Source organism: Roseateles sp. DB2, assembly GCF_051857535.1.
Taxonomy (GTDB): Bacteria; Pseudomonadota; Gammaproteobacteria; order Burkholderiales; family Burkholderiaceae_C; genus Roseateles_B.
The window spans coordinates 25,999-44,665 of the sequence record NZ_JBPZGY010000017.1; the positions used below are offsets into that span (position 1 = coordinate 25,999).

Sequence of the window (18,667 nt, forward strand, 5' to 3'; positions counted from 1 at the left end):
TGTTTCCCGTACTTTGAAGCTCGCACGCGATACGCTGCTCAACCTCGTCGGTCTCGGCACTCCCCTGCTGCTGGCCCTGGTCCTCATGCCCCAGCTGGTGCTGGGCCTGGGCGCCGAGCGATTCGGTCTGCTGACCCTCGTCTGGGCGGTGACCAGCTATTTCGGCTTGTTCGACCTGGGCCTGTCGCGGGCGCTGACGCAACGCCTGGCCCAGGTGCTGGCGCTGAAGCAGCAAGAGGATGTCGGTCCGCTGGTGAGCACTGCCCTGGCGATGATGGGGCTGATGGGTTTGCTCGGCGGTCTGCTGATGCTGGTGATGGCGCCCTTTGCCACGCACTGGATTCGCCAGCTCACGCTGCCCGACGAGGCAGTCTCCGCCACGGTGGTGATGGGCCTCACGCTGCCCTTCATCGTGGTCACGGCCGGACTGCGAGGCATGCTGGAAGCCTGCCATGCCTTCCGGGCCTTGAATGCCATCCGCCTGCCCATGGGGCTCTGGACCTTTGCCGGACCCTGGCTGCTGATGCGCCTGAACGGCCCGGATCTGCTGGGTCTCACGCTGGCACTGGCCGCAGGCAGGCTCGTAGGCTTCGTCGCCCACCTGGTCTGTGCCTGGCACCTGCTCCCGGACTGGCGGGGGCGCCTGCGCTGGCAATGGCGCTGGGTTCGGCCCATGCTGGTGTCCGGCGGCTGGCTGACCCTGAGCAATGTGGTGAGCCCCTTCATGGGCTATGTGGACCGCTTCGTCATCGGGGCGACGGTCTCCGCGGCGGCTGTGGCGGCCTATGCCACGCCACAGGAGCTGATCACCAAGCTGTGGATCATCCCGGGCGCCCTGACCGCGGTCCTGTTCCCGGCCTTTGCAGCGCGCGCCCATGGGCGCGCTGCTGATGCCTGGCGCATGTTCCATGAGGCTGTGGGCCTTCTGTTCTGGGTGTTGTGGCCGATCACGCTGGGTTTGGCACTGTTCGCGCATGAGCTGCTGGCACGCTGGATCGACGCCGACTTTGCCGCGCGCAGCGGGCCTGTCCTGCAGGTGTTCTGCATCGGCATCCTGGTCAACTGTCTTGCCCACGTCCCGCTGACCTGGCTGCAGGGGCGGGGTGCCTTCAGGGCGCCGGCCCTGCTGCATCTGGCCGAGCTGCCGCTGTTCCTCGTCCTGCTGTGGGGCCTGTGCTCGCGCTGGGGGCTGATGGGCGCCGCGCTGGCCTGGCTCCTGCGCATGGTGGTCGACGCCGCGGGCATGTTCTGGCTGGCCTGCCGCGACGGGGGGACGTTGCCGGTCCGTCGCGTGGGCGGGCTGGCCCTGTCCTTGCTGCCCTTTGCTGCCTGCCTGGTCGCCAGCCTGCCTGCGCGGGGGGCGCTCTGGGTGCTGGTCGCGGCTGTGTCGGCCTGGGCTGCCCGGCGAAGCTTGCAGCGCTGGCGCCAGGATGTCGCCTGAGCGCTGGGCGCTGAAGGCGCCGCCAGGCCAGTGACTACAATGCCGGCGCCAAGCTTTCTGGCCCAAGGCCGCACACTGGGTTTCATGTCTCCCCTACTCGTCAGCATCGTCACTCCCGCCTTCAATCAGGGCGAGTTCCTCGAGGCGACCATGCTCAGCGTGCTGACGCAGGACTATCCGGCGCTCGAATACATCGTCATCAACGATGGCTCCACGGACCAGTCTCTGGCCGTTGCGCAGTCGGTGGCGGCGCGCTTTCCCGGGCGGGTCCGCGTCATTGACCAGCCCAATGCCGGCCAGGCCGCCACCCTCAACAGGGGATGGCAGGAATCCCGCGGTGACATCCTCGCCTACCTGAGCTCGGACGACTGTCTGGTGCCCGATGCGGTGAGCCGCATGGTCCAAGCCCTGGAGGCCCAGCCCCAGGCCGCCGTGGCCTATTGCGATTTCTGGCTGATTGACGCCGAGGGGCGCCGGTTGCGCGAGTCGTACACCGAAGCCTTTGACCATGATCGGCTGCGTGCCTCCCTGGTCTGTCAGCCCGGCCCGGGCGCCTTCTTCCGCCGACGGGTGTTCGAGCGCCAGGGCGGCTGGCGCCCTGAGCTCAGGCAGGTGCCGGACTTCGAGTTCTGGCTGCGCGCCTCGCGGGAAGGGGGCTTCGTGCGGGTGCCGCAACTGCTGGCGGAATACCGCATCCACGAGGGATCGGCCTCGTTTCGCGCCATGCCGCCGGAGCGCGCCGAGGAAATCGTGAAGGTCGTGCAGGCCTACTGGTCCGATCAGCCGGGCACGGCCCTGGCGCGGCGGGCGCTGGCCAGGGCCCATGCCATCGCAGCCAAGAATCACGGACAGTCGGGTCGCCCGGGCGAAGCCCTGCGCGCCTTCTTCAGGGCCTTGCGTCTCCAGCCCTCCATGGCGGGTGAGCTTGGCATCTGGCGTCAGCTGCTGGTGGGCATGCTGCGCCGTCGCTGGTATCAATGGCGCGCTGCCCTGGGAGGGTCCTGAGCATGCGCGGTCGTCTGTTCTGGTGGGGACTGATGCCCGCCATGCTGCTGCTGGCCTTGGCGGCCCAGTCCAGCGCGGGTCACGGCTGGCGGCTGTGGGCTCTCACGGCTGTCAGCATGGGCCTGCTGATCCTGATGCGGACGACCCTCGTGTCCTGGTTCTACAGCTTCATGTCCGTGTTCTACGTGCTGGGCTGCTGGTTCAAGGTCATGGCCCACAGCGCCTCCGATCTGCCCTACGTCGAGCCTGCTGGCAATTTCTCTGGCTCGCTCGCCGAGTGGGGCGAGTACTACGACTTCGCCATCGTCATCGGGCTGGCCCTGCTGATCGGCCGGGTGCTCAGCCTGATGGTCTGGGACCGCCGACCGCCTCATGAGCGGCGATGGGAGTTCCGCGCCGGAGGCGTCACGGGCGGACAGTGGGCCGTGCTGATCGGCGTGGCGGCGGTCTTCTATCTCATCAACAACGTGGCAGCCTTCTTCGTCACCGGGGTCAATGCGCGGGTGACGCTGCCCTTCGCGCTGAATGCGCCGCTGGCCTTCATGGCGCTGATCGGCTTCGCCATGGTGCTGGCCACCTTTGTGGCGCGTGACGTGGCGGCCCGGCAGCAGATGACGCCTGCGGCGGCCTTTGCCATCCTGATGGTGGCCTCCATGGCCTCGGTCTCCATGGCCAGCCGAGCAGCTGTCGTGATGCAGGCCATTCCCATCCTGCTGGCCGCTCACTACCTCCAGTCGCGCTGGGGCAAGCACCAGTTCGGCAAGCTGCCGGTGCTGATGCTGGGCGGCTTTGTTTCGCTGGTGCTGGTGGCGGTGTCCATCTACCGCGTGAAGGTCTTTTCGGGCGTCAGCGGAGGCGACGGCGAAATGCTGGGTTTCTTCCTCCTCGAGAGCGGCCTGCTGGTGGTGGACCGCTGGGTGGGTGCCGAGGCCATCATGGTCGCCGTGGCCGAGCCGGTGCGCTCCATGGACCTGTTCTGGCGCTTGATGGCGGAAGACCCGGCGATGGGCGTGGACTCGATCTATCAACAGCTCTCCGGCGGCAAGTACGAACTGCTCAAGGGGCTGACATTCCTGACGCTGCCGGGCTATTTCGGCGTTGTCAGCCTGTGCGGTGAGCTCTTCTGGGTGTTCGCCCTCGTGCTGGTCATGACGCTCATGGGTCTGGCCTTCGAGGCGCTGGTGAGGCGGCTTTTATGCCACCAGATGGTCCCGGTGGCCCTGATCTGCGGTGCCGTTGCCAATGCGTTGACGCAGCTGAGCTTCCCGCGCCTGCTGGGCCCTTTTCTGCTGCAGATGCTCGTGCTGGCCTTCATCCTCGGCCTGGTGCTGCGCGGCCCCTTCGGCCTGGTGGAGCAGCGCCGCCCCGTGCCGGACTCCGTCTGAGTGCCGGCCTTCCTTCGCACGGACCCTACTTTCCCCATGACACAACAGTACCAACACATGCCCAGCCGTGAGCAACTGGTGCAAGCCATCCTGGACCGCCTGGAAGCTGACGCCGACCGCGCCCAGGCTGCCTTCCAGGCCTCGGCGGGCGAGGTGGGCGTGCGCTACGTCGCCATTGACGACCTGCTGCCGCAGGAATGGGCACGGCAGGTTTCCGAGGCCTTTCCGGCGCCGCAGTCCATGCGCCTGATGGACAGCTTCCGGGAGAGGAAGTACACGACCAAGGACTTCGACCGATTCAGTCCGCTGATGGCCGACATCACCTTCGCGGTGCAGGACCCGCGTGTTGTCGCGGTGGTCGAGCGCATCACCGGCATCCAGGATCAGCAGCCCGATGCGCAGCTCTATGCCGGTGGGCTCAGCGCCATGGTCCAGGGGCATTTCCTGGGCCCGCACATCGACAACTCCCATGAAGCAAGCCGGCAGCGCTACCGCACGTTGAACCTGCTGTACTACGTGTCGCCGGATTGGTCGCACGAGAAGGGGGGCAACCTTGAGCTGTGGGACCGCCGTGTCCGCACGCGCACGACCATCGTCAGCCGCTTCAACCGCCTGGCGCTGATGGAGACGACACCGACCTCCTGGCATTCAGTGAGCCCTGTCGTCGCCAATGAGGTGCGGCGCTGTGTCTCGAACTACTACTTTTCGCCCACATCGCCCACGGGCACCCCCTATTTCAACGTGACCTCGTTCAGCGCTTGGCCGCACCAACCCTTCAAGCGCCTGCTGGCCAGCTTGGATGGGCATCTGCGTCAGGGGCTGCGCAAGCTCGTGCCGCAGGGTCTGGGCCGCAAGGACGTGTACGAAGGAACGCGCAAGTGAAGGCTGCAGGCGGGCGCTTGCTGCTGTATGCGCCCAATGTGCACACCGGCGGCGGGCTGGTGCTGCTGAAGTCGCTGTTGGCCGCCTGGCCTGCAGACAGGCCGCTGCGCGCCTGGCTGGACGCCCGTGCACGCGAGGCGCTGGCCCTGCCTGCGTCCGCGCAGGTGAGCTGGGTGATGCCCGCGCCGGTCTCGCGCCTGAAGGCGCAATGGAGCGCCGTTCGCGAGGGCCGGCCCGAGGACCGCCTGTTGTGTTTCCACGGTCTGCCGTTGCTGTGGCCCACGGCTGCTTGCGTCGAGGTCTTTCTGCAGAATCGCAACTACCTCGGCGAAGTGGATCTCGGCAGCTACCGCTTGCGTACCCGGCTGCGCCTGCATCTCGAGCAGGGGCTGTTCAGACGCGGACGCGGACGCGTGCATCGATACTGGGTGCAGACGCCATCCATGGCGGCGGCGCTGACCCGCTGGTGGGGCGGCGGCGGGGCGGGCATGCCGCCGGTGCAGGTGTTGCCCTTTCTTCCCCCCATGCCTGCATGCACGGCGCCCGCGGCGCACGACGCTCAGGCGCCCGAGCTCGACTTCCTCTACGTCGCTGACGGCGAGGCGCACAAGAACCACCGCCGCCTCATAGAGGCCTGGTGCCTGCTGGCGGCACAGGGATGGCGCCCGTCACTGGGCCTGACTCTGGGGGCCAAGGACCAGGCCTTGCGCGATTGGGTCGACCAACAGGCGCAGGCCAATGGCCTGCGGATCCGCCAGTTGGGCGTGCTGCAGCATGAGGAACTGCTGAGTTGGTACAGGCGCTGCCGGGCGCTGGTGTTCCCGTCCTTGAGCGAGTCCTTTGGGCTGCCACTGATGGAGGCGCGCCAGGCCGGCTGCCCGGTGCTGGCCAGCGAGCTGGACTATGTACGGGATGTCTGCGTGCCGGTTCAGACCTTCGACCCGCTGTCTGCGGTGTCCATGGCCCGCGCTGTGTGTCGCTTTGACGGCCGCCTGCAGTCGCCGCTGGAACCTGCGGGTGCTGAGGCCTTCCTGGCCGCGCTGATGACGGAGCCGCAGTGAAGGTGCTGGTGCTCAGCCAGCATTTCTGGCCTGAATCCTTCCGCATCAACGAGGTCGCGCAGTCCCTGGTCGAGCAGGGTTGCGAGGTGACTGTCTTGACGGGCAAGCCCAACTACCCGGAGGGCCGGCTGTACCCTGGCTATCGCGTGGGCGGCGTGCAGACCGAGCGCCACGAGGGCTACGAGATCGTGCGTGTGCCACTGTGCCCGCGCGGGTCGGGCGGGGCGTTTCGCCTGGTGCTGAACTATCTGTCCTTCATCTTCAGCACTGCGCTGCTGGGCCCCTGGGCCCTGCGCGGGCGGCGCTTCGATCTGATCTTTGTCTACGGCACCTCGCCCATTCTTCAGGCCATAGGCGCCATCGTGCTGAAGTGGATCAAGGGCGCCGCCCTGGTCACCTGGGTCCAGGACCAGTGGCCGCAGAGCCTGGAGGTGACGGGCTTTGTCCGCAACCGCAGCGCGCTGGCTGCCGTGGCCGTGGTGGTGCGCTGGATCTACCGGCGTTGCGACCTGCTGCTGGTGCAGTCCCAGGCTTTCTTGGCGCCGGTGAGCCGCATGGCAGGCTCTACGCCAGTGGCGGTGCACCTGAACCCGGGCGACCGTGAACAGCCGCAGCCGGCGCCGCTGCCGCCGGTCCTGGCGGCTCTGCCCTGGGGTCAGGTCTTTCACATCGTCTTCGCCGGCAACCTGGGCACGGCCCAGGCCCTGGACTGCGTGCTGGACGCGGCCGAACTCGTGGGTAAGGAGGTCGGGGTGCGCTGGGTGCTCGTGGGCAGCGGGGCGCGCAGCGCCTGGCTGCGGGAGCAGGTGCACGCCCGCAGCCTGGATCAAGTGCTGCTGCCCGGGCGCTTTGACCCGGTCTGCATGCCGGCGCTTTTCGAGCGTGCCGATGCCTTGCTGGTCAGCCTGAACCGCGGCGAGGCGCTGGCCCAGACCGTTCCGAGCAAAATACAGGCCTATCTGGCGGCAGGCCGGCCCATCCTGGCCAGCCTGGATGGTGAAGGGGCCCGAGTCCTGGCCGAAGCCGGGGCCGGCCTCAGCGCACCCGCCGAGGACGCCCAGGGCCTGGCCGACGCGGTGCGGGCGCTGCTGCAGCGCAGCCCGGCCGAGCGGGCGGAGATGGGCGAGGCCGGTCGCCGCTACTACCGTGCACATTTCGATCCTGCGCAGTTGGCGCGGGATCTTGTTGGACATTTCGAGCGCGCCTGTGCGCTGCTTCGAGGAAAGTGAGAGCGATGAACTTGCAAGATACCGCCGGCCGCTGCCGGGTGCTGGTCCTGGGTGCCAGCGGCATGCTGGGCAATGCCGTGCTGCGCTGGTTTGCGCAAGATCCGGCCTATGAGGTCATCGGGTCTGTTCGAGGCAGCGCCTCGGCCCAGCGCCTGCAGGCCATGGCGCCGGCGGCGCGGCTGATGGTCGGCGTGGATGTCGAGAACCTCGATGGCCTGACGCGGCTGTTCGCCGAGACGCGGCCCCAGGTGGTGATCAACTGCGTGGGCGTGGTCAAGCAACTGGCCGAAGCCGACGACCCCCTGACGGCCATCCCGCTGAATGCCCTGCTGCCCCACCGCCTGGCGCGGTTGGCGCAGGTGGCCGGGGCGCGACTGGTCCATGTCAGCACCGACTGCGTGTTCGACGGGCGCCGCGGGCTCTACAAGGAATCCGACGTGCCCGATGCCACGGACCTCTACGGGCGCAGCAAGCTCATGGGCGAGGTGGACTACCCCAATGCCGTGACCCTGCGCACCTCCATCATTGGCCACGAGCTCAACAGCCACCATGGCCTGGTGGGCTGGTTCCTGGCCCAGTCCGGCGCCGTGCGGGGCTTCACCAAGGCGGTGTTCTCGGGCCTGCCCACCGTGGAGCTGGCCCGCGTGATCCAGGCGCATGTGCTGCCGCGTCCGGAACTGCGCGGCACCTACCACGTGTCCGCCGCGCCTATCGACAAGCACGCGCTGCTGAGCCTGGTGGCCCAGGTCTATGGCCGGGAGACGCGCATCGATCCTGACGAGCGCCTGGTCATCGACCGGTCCCTGGACTCCAGCCGCTTCCGCGAACTCACCGGCTACCAGCCGCCGGCCTGGCCGGAACTGGTGCGTCGCATGCACGACTTCGCCTGAACCGCCATCGAATCCCGAGACCCGCCATGTTCAAAGACAAAGTCCTCCTCATCACCGGTGGCACCGGCAGCTTCGGCAATGCCGTGCTGAGCCGCTTTCTCAAGTCTGATTTCGCCGAGATCCGCATCTTCAGCCGCGACGAGAAGAAGCAGGAAGACATGCGCATTGCGCTGAAGAGCGACAAGGTGAAGTTCTACATCGGCGATGTGCGCGACTACGACAGCGTGCACGACGCCCTGAACGGCGTGGACTATGTCTTTCACGCCGCTGCGCTCAAGCAGGTGCCTTCCTGCGAGTTCTATCCCATGGAGGCTGTCAAGACCAATGTGGTCGGCGCCGAGAACGTGATGCGTGCCGCCATCGCCCAGGGCGTACGCCGCGTCGTGGTGCTGTCCACCGACAAGGCGGTGTACCCCATCAATGCCATGGGCATGTCCAAGGCCATGATGGAGAAGGTGATGGTGGCCAAGAGCCGCCTGTGCGACCCCAGCAAGACTGTGCTGTCAGCCACTCGCTATGGCAATGTGATGGCCTCGCGTGGTTCGGTGATCCCGCTGTTCCTGCAGCAGCTGCAGGAGGGCCGGCCGCTGACCATCACCGATCCCAGCATGACGCGCTTCCTGATGTCGCTTGAGGAGTCCGTGGACCTGGTGCTGTATGCCTTCGAGCACGCCAGGCCTGGCGACATCTTCGTGCAGAAGGCGCCAGCTTCCACCGTCGGTGACCTGGCCGAGGCCATGCGACAGCTGCTGAAGAAGGACAACGAGATCAAGATCATCGGCACCCGCCATGGCGAGAAGCTGTACGAGTCCCTGGTTTCGCGCGAGGAGATGGCGCGCTCCGAGGACCTGGGTGGCTACTACCGCATCCCGGCCGACTCGCGCGACCTCAACTACGCCAAATACTTCGTCGAGGGAGAGACTGCCATCTCCGAGATCGACGACTACACCTCGCACAACACCCAGCGTCTGAGCGTGGACGAAGTGAAGCAGGTGCTGATGCAACTCGAGCTGATCCAGGAGGCTGTCCGTGCTTAAGGTCATGACCGTGGTCGGGACACGACCGGAAATCATCCGCCTCTCGCGCGTGATGGCGCAGCTGGACCGCCACTGCCGCCATGTGATCGTGCACACGGGCCAGAACTACGACTACGAACTCAACGAAGTGTTCTTCAGCGACCTCGGCATCCGCAGGCCTGACCACTTTCTGGAGGCCGCCGGGAGCACGGCGGCAGAGACCATCGCCCAGGTGATCGCCCATGTCGACCGGGTGCTGGAGCAGGAACAGCCCGACGCGCTGCTGATCCTCGGAGACACCAACAGCTGCCTGGCCGCGATCGCGGCCAAGCGCCGCAAGGTGCCCATCTTCCACATGGAGGCGGGCAATCGCTGCTTCGACTTCCGCGTGCCCGAGGAGATCAACCGCCGCATCGTCGACCACACCTCGGACATCAACCTCACCTACAGCCAGATCGCGCGCGATTACCTGTTGCGCGAGAACCTGCCGCCCGACCAGATCATCTGCACCGGCAGCCCGATGCGCGAGGTGATCGAGCATTACAGGCCGGGCATCGAGGCCTCGGACGTGCTGGCGCGCCAGGGCCTGGCCGCTGGCCGCTACTTCGTCGTCTCCTCGCACCGCGAGGAGAACGTCGATTCGCCCGAGAACCTGCGCAAGCTGCTGGGCATCCTCAATGCCCTGGCCAGGGAGTACGGTGAGCCAGTGATCGTTTCGACGCACCCGCGGACCCGCAAGCGCCTGGAAACCCTGCTGGCTGAGCAGGCGATGGATCCCCTGGTGCAGTTCATGAAGCCCTTTGGCTTTCTCGACTACATCCAGCTGCAGCGCCATGCCCGCGCCGTGCTCTCGGACAGCGGCACCATCACCGAGGAGTCCTCCATCCTCAACTTCCCCGCCCTGAACCTGCGCGAGGTGCACGAGCGGCCGGAAGGCGTGGAGGAGGGCGCCGTGATGATGGTGGGCCTGGACCTGGACCGCGTGCGCGATGGCCTGGCCATCCTGGCCTCCCAGCCGCGTGGCGACGAACGGCTGCTGCGCCTGGTGCAGGACTATGCCCCCGCCAATGTGTCGGACAAGGTGCTGCGCATCATCATCAGCTACACCGGCTTCGTGAATCGCAAGGTCTGGCGCAAGCCGGCCTGATCGCGCCGCTAGAATCCCGCCGCATTCGGTCGCCTGGCTGCTTGCCGCTCGACCCTCCCACTTCTACTGGCCGCCGACCCATGATTCGATTCGCAGCCCTTCGCCATCTTTGCACCGCTGCCCTGGTGTCGATGGCATTCCTGAGCGCCGGTGCTGTCTGGGCTCAAGCCACGACGGGCAGTGGCGACAACGTGCAGTCCGTGGGCGGTCCGGTGAGGCTCAACCTGCCCACCAATACCAAGGACGAGCGCGAGCGCGAGCGCGAGCAGCTCATGCGACTGAAGCAGGCGCAGCAGGGGGTCGACAACTCCGACCTGTTCCTGACCCCACGCATGGCCTACCGGCCCAGCGACTTCGAACTCTTCGTGCGTCAGCAGGCCGGCATCACGCGGGCACAAGGCGACCGAGCCGACGCCGACTGGCTGGACACCCTGCGCCGCTTCGGTGCCGACCTGATGGTGCCCCAGGCCCGCACGCCCGAAGGCCTGAGCCTGGATCTGCCGACCTCGGTGCCGGACGACTACCAGCTCTCCGCAGGTGATGAAGTGCAGGTCAACCTCTGGGGCAGCGTGGATGCCAACCTCCGCCTGGTGGTGGACCGCAGCGGCCAACTGACCATCCCGCGCGTGGGCACGATCTCGGTCAATGGCGTGCGCTTCGGCGATCTGCGCAGCGCGATCCAGCGGCGAGCCTCGCAGCAGTTCAAGAACTTCGACGTGTCCGTGTCGATGGGCCGTGTGCGCACCATTCGCGTCTACATGACGGGCTTCGTCAGCTCGCCCGGTGCGCAGTCGCTCAGCGGGCTGTCTACCGTGCTGCAGGCCTTGGTCTCCGCTGGCGGGCCCAGCGCCGTCGGCAGTTTCCGCAACATCCAGTTGCGCCGCCAAGGACAGGCACCTGTGCTGCTGGATCTCTACGATCTGCTGCTCAAGGGTGACCGCAGCGGGGACCGCACCCTGCGCAATGAGGATGTGATCCACGTGATGCCCATCGGTCCGCAGGTCGGCGTGATAGGCAGTGTCAACCGCCAGGCCATCTACGAGCTCAAGGGCGGCGAAAGCCTGGCCGACGTGCTCGCCATGGCGGGCGGTCCCGCAGCGCTGGCCAACCGCCAGCAGGCGGTGATCCACCGCATCGACGCGCAGGGCCAGACCCAGATGCGCACCGTCGACCTCGTCAAGGAAGCCTCCCAGCCGGCCCAGAACGGCGACGTGCTGCGCCTGCAGGGCTTTGGCGACGTGGCCCAGCCCAGCGCGCGGCAGATGAAGCGCGTGCGGGTGGATGGCGAGGTCCAGCGCCCCGGTGACTACATCCTGCCGGCCGGAAGCACCCTGCGCGACGCGCTGCGGGCCGCTGGCGGTCTCACGACGGAGGCTTTCCTCTTCGGCGCAGAGCTGAGCCGCGAGTCGGTTCGTCTGTCCCAGGCCGAGAACTACGAGCGGGCCATGCGCGACCTCGAGGTCGAGCTGACCCGCGGCATGGTCAAGGGCAAGGAGAAGACCATTCCGCCCAATGACGAGGTCTATGCCCGCAACACGGCCCTGGCCCGTTACGTCGAGCGTCTGCGCAAGGCGCGTCCCAGCGGTCGCGTGGTGCTGGGCCTGGCCCTGGATGCCCGCGAACTGCCCGACATGACGCTCGAAGACGGTGACCGCCTCACGGTGCCCATCAGGCCCTCGTCGGTGAGCGTGTATGGCAGTGTGATGAACAGCGGCAGCTATGCCTTCGCCAATGGCCGCTCGCTGTCGCAGTATGTGGCCATGGCCGGCGGCGCGGCGCGCAGCGGTGATACCGGCAGCCTGTTCGTCATCCGCGCGGATGGCAGCGTGGTCAGCAATCGCAGCAGCAGTGGCTGGTTCGTCGGCGGTGGCGCTGTGGAAGCGCTGCAGGCCCAGCCGGGCGACACGGTCTTCGTCCCAGAGAACCTGTTCCACGCCGGCAACTCCGCGGAGCTGAAGGACTGGTCGACCATCCTGTACCAGTTCGGCCTGGGTGCCCTGGCGCTGAAGAACCTGAAATGAGCGAGCCGATGAGCATGACCGCAAGGCCCCCGGAGCAGGACCCCGTCGACACGCTGCTGGCTGTGGCGCGGCAGGGGCGCAGGATCGTTGGCGTTTCACTGCTGTGCGGCCTGCTGGCCCTGGGCGCCAGCTACCTGGTGGCGCCGACCTTCACGGCCGCCACGGTGGTGCTGCCTCCGCAACAGCAGCAGTCGCTGGCCGCCAGTGCCTTGTCCTCGCTGGGCGGCTTGGCCGGGCTGGCTGGCGCAGCGGCGGGCGGCATCAAGAGTCCGTTGGACCAGCATGTGGCGCTGCTCCAGAGCACTTCGGTGGCCGATCGCATGATGGACCGCTTCAAGCTGGCCGAGGTCTACGACAAGGAGCTGCGCTCCGATGTGCGCAAGAAGTTCTGGGCCAATCTGCGCGTGGCCGCCGGACGGCGCGACGGCCTGCTGACCATCGAGGTGGATGACCACGATCCCCAGCGTGCCGCCGCGATGGCCAACGCGATGGTCGACGAGTTCCGCCGTATCACGTCGGAGATCGCCACCACGGAGGCCCAGCAGCGCAAGGTGTTCTTCGAGAAGCATCTGCTGGACACGAAGGACAAGCTGACGCGAGCCCAGCTCGCGCTGCAGCAGGCCGGGCTGTCCAGCGGCGCCATCAAGGCCGAGCCCAAGGCCGCCGCCGAGGCCTACGCCAAGCTGCGCGCGGAATACACCGCCGCCGAGGTCCGCCTGCAGGCCATGTCCACCAACCTGACGGCCTCTGCGCCGGAGGTGATGCAGCAACGTGGCCTGGTCTCCGGGCTGAAATCGCAGCTGGACCGCGTGGAGCGGGACATGGGCCAGTCCGCCGATGGCAAGGACAAGGAGTCCGGGGCCAACTACATCAGCCGCTACCGTGAGTACAAGTACCAGGAGACCTTGTTCGAACTGTTTGCCAAGCAGTTCGAAATGGCCAAGGTGGACGAAGGACGGGAAGGCGGGCTGATCCAGGTGGTGGACGTCGCGCAGGTGCCGGATCGCAAGAGCAAACCCAAGCGGGCCTTCATCGCGGCGGGCGTGTCTGTGGCGGTCGGACTCTTCATGCTGCTCATGGCCTGGATGCAGGCCAGTGCACCGCGGGATCCCGCGAGCGTGGAGCGCCGACGCAAGCTCAAGGGTCTGCTGCCGGCGCTGCTGGGTCGCGGCTGAATCCATCATGCTGTCCACCCTGGCCCTGAGTTTCGGGCTGTCCCTGACCGTCACCCTCGTGCTGGTGAGGACCTTGCGCGCCAATGGCGGGGCGGCTGCAGACCATGACTTCAGCAGTCCCCAGAAGTTCCATGCCCGTGCCGTCCCCCGCATCGGCGGATTGGGCATCTTCGCCGGTGTGGCCCTGGCCCTGCTGGTGGGGGCCTGGCGCTATCCGTCCAGCCAAGAGGGCTCGCTGCTGCTGTTGGCCGCGTCCCTGCCCGCGTTCGCGGCGGGCCTGATGGAGGACGTCACCAAGCGCATCACGCCGTCCTGGCGCATGCTGGCCTTGGCCGTCTCGGGCGTGCTGGGGGCGGAGCTGCTCGGTGCCCGTATCAGCCACACGGCGATTCCTGGCCTGGACGAGCTGGCGCGCTTGCCCTTGGGTAGCCTGCTGCTGGCGGTCTTCGTGGTGGCCGGCGTTGGCAATTCCATCAACATCATTGACGGCTTCAACGGCCTGGCCTCCATGTGCAGCATCATCATGCTGACAGGGGTGGCGGCCGTGGCCTTTACCGTGGGGGATCCCTGGATCGGTGGCGTGGCCCTCACGGTGGTCGCTGCGGTGGTGGGCTTCTTCATCTGGAACTACCCGATGGGGCTGATCTTCCTCGGGGATGGGGGCGCCTATTTCCTGGGCTTCGTGCTGGCGGAGCTGAGCATCCTGCTGCTGGTCCGCAATCCTGCCGTCTCACCCCTGTTCCCCCTGTTGCTGTGCGGCTACCCCGTGGTGGAAACCGTGTTCTCCATGTATCGACGCAAGGTGGTGCGGGGCCGGCCCGTGGGCATGCCGGACGGCGTGCACTTGCACAGCCTGATCTACAGGCGGCTGATGCGCTGGGCCATCGGCAGTCGTGATGCCCAGGTGCTCACCCGGCGCAATTCCATGACCGCACCGTATCTGTGGGTGGTTTGCTCGCTGTCAGCCATCCCGGCCGTGGTCTGGTGGGATGACACCCGCATGCTCGCGTTGTGCCTGGCGCTTTTTGCGGCCGGCTATGTCAGCATGTACTGGCGCATCGTGAAGTTCCGCACCCCGCGCTGGATGGTGCTGCGACGCTGAGCTTGAGCAGGCGGCCGGGTCCCAATTCGATCCGGGAAGGGCTTGTCAGGCATTCCGGCGATAATGGCAGGCTATGACCGACACCACCGTGACTGCTGAAGCCGCACCGGCGCGCTTCGATACGCTGCCCCTGGACGCCAAGCTGCTGCGCGCCGTGGCCGACCAGGGCTATGCGACGATGACGCCCATCCAGGCCAAGGCCATCCCGGTCGTGCTGGCCGGGCGCGACGTGATGGGCGCAGCCCAGACGGGCACGGGCAAGACGGCCGCCTTCTCGATTCCACTGTTGCAGCGCATGCTGCGCCACGAGAACGCCAGCGCCTCCCCTGCCCGCCATCCTGTGCGTGCCCTGGTGCTGGCCCCCACCCGCGAGCTGGCCGACCAGGTGGCCAACAACGTCAAGGCCTATGCCAAGCACAGCCAGCTGCGCGTGGCCTGCGTCTTCGGTGGCATCGACATCAAGCCCCAGATGGAGGAACTGCGCCGCGGCGTCGAGGTGCTGATTGCCACGCCGGGTCGCCTGCTGGACCACATCGAGGCCAAGACGGCCGTGCTGAACCAGGTCGAGTACGTGGTGCTGGACGAGGCGGACCGCATGCTGGACATCGGCTTCCTGCCCGATCTGCAGCGCATCCTCAGCTACCTGCCCAAGCAGCGCCAGACCCTGCTGTTCTCGGCGACCTTCTCAACCGAGATCAAGCGCCTGGCTCAGAGCTATCTGCAGAGCCCGGAGCTGATCGAGGTGGCCCGACCCAATGCCACGGCCTCCACGGTGGAGCAGCGCTTCTACAGCGTCGAGGACGAGGACAAGCGGCGTACCGTCTGCCAGATCCTGCGTCAGCGCGAGATCAAGCAGGCCATCGTCTTCGTGAACTCCAAGCTGGGTGCTGCGCGACTGGCCCGCTCCTTCGAGCGTGACGGCCTGCGCACCGCGGCCCTGCACGGCGACAAGTCCCAGGACGAGCGCCTGAAGTCCCTGGATGCCTTCAAGCGTGGCGACGTGGACCTGCTGGTCGCCACCGACGTGGCCGCTCGCGGCCTGGACATCGCCGACCTCCCGGCGGTCTTCAATTTCGACGTGCCCTTCAATGCCGAGGACTATGTCCACCGCATCGGCCGCACCGGCCGCGCCGGCGCCTCGGGCATCGCCGTCACCCTGGTGGCCCGCTCGGATGCCCGCTTGGTGGCTGACATCGAGAAGCTCATCAAGCGCAAGCTGGACCTGGAACCCTACGAGCTGGAAGACGACCGCCCGCGCCGCCCGCGCCGCGAGTGGGAGGACCGCTCGGAGGCTGGTGCCAGCAGCGCTCCTGCTGCACCTCGCCATGCGCCGCGGTCGGCGCCCTCCGCGCCGCGCGACGCCTTCTTCGAGAAGCCCTATGAGCCCCAGTCCAACGAGGAACCGCCCGCCTGGGAGCGTGGGACCTCTGCCGCCACCCCAGTCAAGGGTCTGAGCAGCTACATCAAGCCCAAGAAGAAGGTGGCGGCGCTGTTCGGCGCCAAGCCGGCCACGGCGTCCAGCGAGTCCTGATCCTGGCTGCCAAGCCCGGGTGCCCCGCCAGCAAAGGCCCGCAGTTGCGGGCCTTTTTCATGGCCGTTCAGGCCAGCAGTCCGAACACGGCCGGCACCTTGTCCGGCAGGGCTGGCCGCTTCTTGCGCCACTGGGCCACCGTCCCGCTGCAGCTGAAGCCTCGGGCCAGGGTCAGGCCGCAACTGATCGTCAGGCGTGTGTCCGGGCGCAGCGTCGCCAGCAGGGCGTCCAGCAGGGCCTCGTTGCGGTAGGGTGTCTCGATCATCAGCTGGGTCTGCTGGAAGCGCTGCGAGAGCTGCTCCAGCTCCTTCAGGCGCGCACTGCGTGAGCTGCCATCCACCGGCAGATAGCCTACGAAGGCGAAGCTCTGGCCGTTGAGGCCGCTGGCTGCCAACGCCATCAGCAGGGAAGAAGGGCCGCTCAGCGGTAGGACCTCGATGCCGGCCTGGTGGGCCAGGGCGACCAACCGGGCGCCAGGATCGGCCACGGCAGGAAGGCCTGCCTCGGAGATCAGCCCCAGGTCGTGGCCGGCGAATGCCGGTGCCAGCAGCGCCTGCCAGGCGGCCTCGTCGCCAGCGGCGGGCTTGCCGCCCTTGGGTGGGCGGGGCAGTTCCTGGATCTGCATTTCCTGCAGCGGCCTGGCCAAGGGATGCAGGGCGTCGACCCGCTTGAGAAAAGCCCGTGTGGTCTTGGCGTTCTCGGCAGCCCAGTGCTGCAGGCCGGCGGCGCAGCGCAGGACTTCGTCGGGGATGAGTTGGCGCAGGTCCACGGCTTCGCCCTCGAGACCGAAGTCCAGCGTATTGGGCATCAGGATCAGTCGACCCTTGCGACCGGCAGTCGCCGTCATGCGGCCTCCAGCGGGTTCAGTCCGCCTTCGCGCAGCATGCGGGCCACGCGGATCAGCGGCAGGCCGATGAGCGCGGTGGGGTCGTCGGAGGCGATGGCGTCCAGCAAGGCAATGCCCAGGCCTTCGGATTTGGCGCTGCCCGCGCAGTCGTAGGGCTGCTCGGTGCGGAGGTAGTGCTCGATCTCTGCGTCGCCGAGATCCCTGAATCGCACCGAGACCGGGGCCAGGTCTTGCGCCTCGTAGCCGCTGGCCTGGCAGACCACTGCCAGCGCCGTCTGGAACACCACGGTCTTGCCGCGCATGGACCGCAGCTGTTCGACGGCGCGCTCATGCGTGCCGGGCTTGCCGATGGGCTGTCCATCGAGGTCGGCCACCTGATCAGAGCCGATCACCAGCGCCTGCGGGAAGCGGGCGGCCACCTCGCGTGCTTTGGCCAGGGCCAGGCGGCGTGCGAGCGCGGCCGGCGCCTCACCGGGCAGGGGGGTTTCGTCAACTGCCGGGGCGCAGACCGCAAAGGGCAGGTGAAGGCGCTGCAGCAGCTCGCGCCGGTAGCGGGAGGTGGATCCCAGGATCAGGCGGGCGTCGCGGGCATCCTGGAGGGGGGGCAGGGTGGTGCTCATGCGGCGGATTGTCCCATCGCTGCGGTGCCGCCCATGAGGGGCGCTCGTACACTTGCGGGCATGAAACAGCGTCAATTCGATCCCCTGAAGCTTGATGTCGAGGCCTTTGCGCGCGATGCGGGGCAGTTGGAAGGGGAGTGGTCCATGGTCGACCTGCCACGTCTGGCAGAGTCGGCTTCCGAGGAATCGCCGGCTGCCAGCTGGCCGCCATTGCGCTGGTCTGTGCACGGCGAGCGCCTGAACCCGCGAGCCGCCGAGCCGCAGACCTGGCTGCACCTTGAGGCTGAAGCGACCGTGTCGCTGGTCTGCCAGCGCTGTCTGCAGTCCTATGCCCAAGCGCTGGCGGTCCAGCGCAGCCTGCGCTTCGTGCGCGACGAGGACATGGCTGCGCAGTTGGACGCCGACAGTGACGAGGACGTGCTGGCCATGAGTCGATCGCTGAACCTGCGCGAGCTCATCGAGGACGAGCTCCTGCTCGAGATGCCTCTTGTGCCGCGCCATGAGGAATGCCCGCAGCCGCTGGCGCATGTCGATGAGGACTTGCCCGAGTCGGTCACGGAGGACAAACCCCATCCCTTTGCCGCCCTGGCGGCACTCAAAGGCAAGGGCCGGCCCTAGGAGGCCTCGCGCCCCTGGCCTGTCCAAGGCTGCAACGGGTCTCACGGGCCTGGCTGCATCCTGGCAGGTGCTGTGCGCAGGGGTGTTGCTCATGGAGGTTTCTGCGGCCGGCCCAGGCGTTTTGCATGGCACACATTTCCAATGCTGGCCAAGCCGTGCTAGAATCGCAGGCTTTCCCCGCTTTGCTATTGAGAAACGCTGACCCGTGAATGTGATTTTCGGGTGAGCTGGACCAGGAGCAGAGGACGGGATGCCGAGGCGTCGGTAGCGGGTACGCGCACGATTCACGCGATGGCAGCGCAGGGCAGCAGTGCCCTGGCAGATGCCGCGATTCGTGCTGGTGAGTGCCTGGACCCGCCGAGCAAGCCTCAATCACCGAAGCCCCAGGAGAATTCACCATGGCCGTTCAGCAAAACAAGAAGTCGCCTTCCAAGCGTGGTATGCACCGTTCGCACAATGCCCTGACCAATCCGGGCACCGCCGTCGAGCCCACCACCGGTGAAGTGCATCTGCGTCACCACATCAGCCCCAACGGCTTCTATCGTGGTCGCAAGGTCCTGAAGACCAAGGCAGACGCCTGATTGATCTGTCTGGCACCCGCCGCGGTGCCTCAGTCAATGACAAGTCTGTGAAAAAGCCCGGCTCGCTGCTTGATGCGTCGCCGGGCTTTTGTGCTTGAGCTCTCGCAATGAGGCTT

The 18,667-nt window shown here is 67.2% G+C and carries 17 protein-coding genes; 15 read left to right on the forward strand and 2 right to left on the reverse strand.

Annotated features, from left to right (window positions below; all coding sequences use genetic code 11):
• Positions 1-13: 13 nt before the first annotated feature.
• The 13 genes from ACS5PK_RS19725 (at position 14) to ACS5PK_RS19785 (ending at position 15,885) form a co-directional block, all read left to right on the forward strand.
• On the forward strand, positions 14-1,441 hold the full coding sequence (locus ACS5PK_RS19725) for a flippase (RefSeq protein WP_439441977.1): 1,428 nt from the start codon (positions 14-16) through the stop codon (positions 1,439-1,441).
• 84 nt (positions 1,442-1,525) lie between these two features.
• Positions 1,526-2,446 (forward strand): glycosyltransferase family 2 protein, encoded by a 921-nt coding sequence (locus tag ACS5PK_RS19730; protein WP_439441978.1) that lies wholly within the window; start codon positions 1,526-1,528, stop codon positions 2,444-2,446.
• A gap of 2 nt (positions 2,447-2,448) precedes the next feature.
• Complete coding sequence (locus tag ACS5PK_RS19735) at positions 2,449-3,831, forward strand: hypothetical protein (RefSeq protein ID WP_439441979.1); 1,383 nt, start codon at positions 2,449-2,451, stop codon at positions 3,829-3,831.
• Positions 3,832-3,867: 36 nt separating this feature from the next.
• Complete coding sequence (locus ACS5PK_RS19740) at positions 3,868-4,713, forward strand: 2OG-Fe(II) oxygenase (protein ID WP_439441980.1); 846 nt, start codon at positions 3,868-3,870, stop codon at positions 4,711-4,713.
• Positions 4,710-5,774, forward strand: a complete 1,065-nt coding sequence (locus tag ACS5PK_RS19745; protein ID WP_439441981.1) for a glycosyltransferase — start codon at positions 4,710-4,712, stop codon at positions 5,772-5,774. The genes ACS5PK_RS19740 and ACS5PK_RS19745 overlap by 4 nt, the downstream gene beginning before the upstream one ends.
• Positions 5,771-7,003: a glycosyltransferase family 4 protein gene (locus tag ACS5PK_RS19750; protein WP_439441982.1), complete on the forward strand. Its 1,233-nt coding sequence runs from the start codon at positions 5,771-5,773 to the stop codon at positions 7,001-7,003. Before ACS5PK_RS19745 ends, ACS5PK_RS19750 begins: the two co-directional genes overlap by 4 nt.
• Before the next feature lie 5 nt (positions 7,004-7,008).
• Entirely contained in the window at positions 7,009-7,893 is an 885-nt protein-coding gene (locus tag ACS5PK_RS19755; protein WP_439441983.1) for a dTDP-4-dehydrorhamnose reductase family protein, read from the forward strand.
• Between the two features lie 26 nt (positions 7,894-7,919).
• Positions 7,920-8,930, forward strand: a complete 1,011-nt coding sequence (locus ACS5PK_RS19760; RefSeq protein ID WP_439441984.1) for a polysaccharide biosynthesis protein — start codon at positions 7,920-7,922, stop codon at positions 8,928-8,930.
• A 4-nt stretch (positions 8,931-8,934) separates the two neighbouring features.
• On the forward strand, positions 8,935-10,056 hold the full coding sequence (gene wecB, locus ACS5PK_RS19765) for a non-hydrolyzing UDP-N-acetylglucosamine 2-epimerase (RefSeq protein WP_439442028.1): 1,122 nt from the start codon (positions 8,935-8,937) through the stop codon (positions 10,054-10,056).
• Positions 10,057-10,187: 131 nt separating this feature from the next.
• On the forward strand, positions 10,188-12,077 hold the full coding sequence (locus ACS5PK_RS19770; protein WP_439441985.1) for an SLBB domain-containing protein: 1,890 nt from the start codon (positions 10,188-10,190) through the stop codon (positions 12,075-12,077).
• Positions 12,078-12,085: 8 nt separating this feature from the next.
• The gene (locus ACS5PK_RS19775) at positions 12,086-13,252 is read left to right on the forward strand and encodes a Wzz/FepE/Etk N-terminal domain-containing protein (protein ID WP_439441986.1); all 1,167 of its coding nucleotides are present in this window, start codon (positions 12,086-12,088) and stop codon (positions 13,250-13,252) included.
• Positions 13,253-13,259: 7 nt separating this feature from the next.
• Entirely contained in the window at positions 13,260-14,354 is a 1,095-nt protein-coding gene (locus ACS5PK_RS19780) for an MraY family glycosyltransferase (RefSeq protein WP_439441987.1), read from the forward strand.
• Between the two features lie 73 nt (positions 14,355-14,427).
• Entirely contained in the window at positions 14,428-15,885 is a 1,458-nt protein-coding gene (locus ACS5PK_RS19785) for a DEAD/DEAH box helicase (protein ID WP_439441988.1), read from the forward strand.
• Between the two features lie 67 nt (positions 15,886-15,952).
• Here the strand turns inward: ACS5PK_RS19785 and ACS5PK_RS19790 are convergent, their stop codons facing one another.
• Both ACS5PK_RS19790 and ACS5PK_RS19795 read right to left on the reverse strand, forming a co-directional pair.
• Positions 15,953-16,732, reverse strand: coding sequence for an SAM-dependent methyltransferase (locus tag ACS5PK_RS19790; RefSeq protein ID WP_439441989.1), 780 nt, complete (start codon positions 16,730-16,732; stop codon positions 15,953-15,955).
• Positions 16,729-17,352 carry a Maf family nucleotide pyrophosphatase gene (locus tag ACS5PK_RS19795; protein ID WP_439441990.1) on the reverse strand — a complete coding sequence of 208 codons (624 nt, stop codon included), beginning with the start codon at positions 17,350-17,352 and terminating at the stop codon, positions 16,729-16,731. Before ACS5PK_RS19795 ends, ACS5PK_RS19790 begins: the two co-directional genes overlap by 4 nt.
• Positions 17,353-17,412: 60 nt before the next feature.
• Between ACS5PK_RS19795 and ACS5PK_RS19800 the strand changes: the two genes are divergently transcribed.
• Both ACS5PK_RS19800 and rpmF read left to right on the forward strand, forming a co-directional pair.
• Positions 17,413-17,970, forward strand: a complete 558-nt coding sequence (locus ACS5PK_RS19800; protein ID WP_439441991.1) for a YceD family protein — start codon at positions 17,413-17,415, stop codon at positions 17,968-17,970.
• 398 nt (positions 17,971-18,368) lie between these two features.
• Positions 18,369-18,551 (forward strand): 50S ribosomal protein L32, encoded by a 183-nt coding sequence (rpmF, locus tag ACS5PK_RS19805; protein ID WP_183103007.1) that lies wholly within the window; start codon positions 18,369-18,371, stop codon positions 18,549-18,551.
• Positions 18,552-18,667 lie beyond the last annotated feature (116 nt).

Coding starts and splice junctions, on each gene's coding strand:
- ACS5PK_RS19730 (WP_439441978.1), top strand. CDS start 1,526: ATGTCTCCCCTACTCGTCAGCATCGTCACTCCCGCCTTCAATCAGGGC.
- ACS5PK_RS19735 (WP_439441979.1), top strand. CDS start 2,449: ATGCGCGGTCGTCTGTTCTGGTGGGGACTGATGCCCGCCATGCTGCTG.
- ACS5PK_RS19740 (WP_439441980.1), top strand. CDS start 3,868: ATGACACAACAGTACCAACACATGCCCAGCCGTGAGCAACTGGTGCAA.
- ACS5PK_RS19755 (WP_439441983.1), top strand. CDS start 7,009: ATGAACTTGCAAGATACCGCCGGCCGCTGCCGGGTGCTGGTCCTGGGT.
- ACS5PK_RS19760 (WP_439441984.1), top strand. CDS start 7,920: ATGTTCAAAGACAAAGTCCTCCTCATCACCGGTGGCACCGGCAGCTTC.
- wecB (WP_439442028.1), top strand. CDS start 8,935: ATGACCGTGGTCGGGACACGACCGGAAATCATCCGCCTCTCGCGCGTG.
- ACS5PK_RS19770 (WP_439441985.1), top strand. CDS start 10,188: ATGGCATTCCTGAGCGCCGGTGCTGTCTGGGCTCAAGCCACGACGGGC.
- ACS5PK_RS19775 (WP_439441986.1), top strand. CDS start 12,086: ATGAGCATGACCGCAAGGCCCCCGGAGCAGGACCCCGTCGACACGCTG.
- ACS5PK_RS19780 (WP_439441987.1), top strand. CDS start 13,260: ATGCTGTCCACCCTGGCCCTGAGTTTCGGGCTGTCCCTGACCGTCACC.
- ACS5PK_RS19785 (WP_439441988.1), top strand. CDS start 14,428: ATGACCGACACCACCGTGACTGCTGAAGCCGCACCGGCGCGCTTCGAT.
- ACS5PK_RS19790 (WP_439441989.1), bottom strand. CDS start 16,732: ATGACGGCGACTGCCGGTCGCAAGGGTCGACTGATCCTGATGCCCAAT.
- ACS5PK_RS19795 (WP_439441990.1), bottom strand. CDS start 17,352: ATGAGCACCACCCTGCCCCCCCTCCAGGATGCCCGCGACGCCCGCCTG.
- ACS5PK_RS19800 (WP_439441991.1), top strand. CDS start 17,413: ATGAAACAGCGTCAATTCGATCCCCTGAAGCTTGATGTCGAGGCCTTT.
- rpmF (WP_183103007.1), top strand. CDS start 18,369: ATGGCCGTTCAGCAAAACAAGAAGTCGCCTTCCAAGCGTGGTATGCAC.